This window comes from Francisella-like endosymbiont, from assembly GCF_003069505.1.
Taxonomy (GTDB): Bacteria; Pseudomonadota; Gammaproteobacteria; order Francisellales; family Francisellaceae; genus Francisella.
Genome location: NZ_QAPC01000010.1, coordinates 1 through 954 on the forward strand (window position 1 = coordinate 1; position 954 = coordinate 954).

The window sequence follows — 954 nt, forward strand, 5'->3', positions numbered from 1 at the left end:
GCCCTCTGTAATACCCATTGTAGCACGTGTGTAGCCCTGGTCGTAAGGGCCATGATGACTTGACGTCGTCCCCACCTTCCTCCGCCTTGTCAGCGGCAGTCTCAATAGAGTACCCAACTTAATGATGGTAACTATCAATAGGGGTTGCGCTCGTTGCGGGACTTAACCCAACATTTCACAACACGAGCTGACGACAGCCGTGCAGCACCTGTCACTGCGTTCCCGAAGGCACCAATCTATCTCTAGAAAGCTCGCAGGATGTCAAGACCAGGTAAGGTTCTTCGCGTTGCATCGAATTAAACCACATGCTCCACCGCTTGTGCGGGTCCCCGTCAATTCCTTTGAGTTTTAGCCTTGCGGCCGTAGTCCCCAGGCGGAGTACTTATCGCGTTAGCTGCGCCACTAGAGCCTTTACACCGACTCCAACAGCTAGTACTCATCGTTTACAGCGTGGACTACCAGGGTATCTAATCCTGTTTGATCCCCACGCTTTCGTCCCTCAGTGTCAGTATCGGTCCAGAATGTTGCCTTCGCCATTGGTGTTCCTTCTGATCTCTACGCATTTCACCGCTACACCAGAAATTCCCCATTCCTCTACCGTACTCTAGTTTGCCAGTATCAAATGCAGTTCCAAGGTTGAGCCCTGGGCTTTCACATCTGACTTAACAAACCACCTACAGACCCTTTACGCCCAGTAATTCCGATTAACGCTTGCATCCCCCGTATTACCGCGGCTGCTGGCACGGAGTTAGCCGGTGCTTATTCTTTGGGTAACGTCCTTCCTCAAGGCTATTAACCTCAAAGCTTTCTTCCCCAACTAAAGTGCTTTACAACCCTAAGGCCTTCTTCACACACATGGCATTGCTGGATCAGGGTTGCCCCCATTGTCCAATATTCCTCACTGCTGCCTCCCGTAGGAGTTTGGGCCGTGTCTCAGTCCCAATGTGGCTGATC

1 rRNA gene is annotated in these 954 nt (G+C 51.7%); it reads right to left on the bottom strand.

The features are described 5' to 3' along the window. Nucleotides 1–954: ribosomal RNA gene (locus C9379_RS08575) — 16S ribosomal RNA — on the bottom strand; the annotation flags it as partial.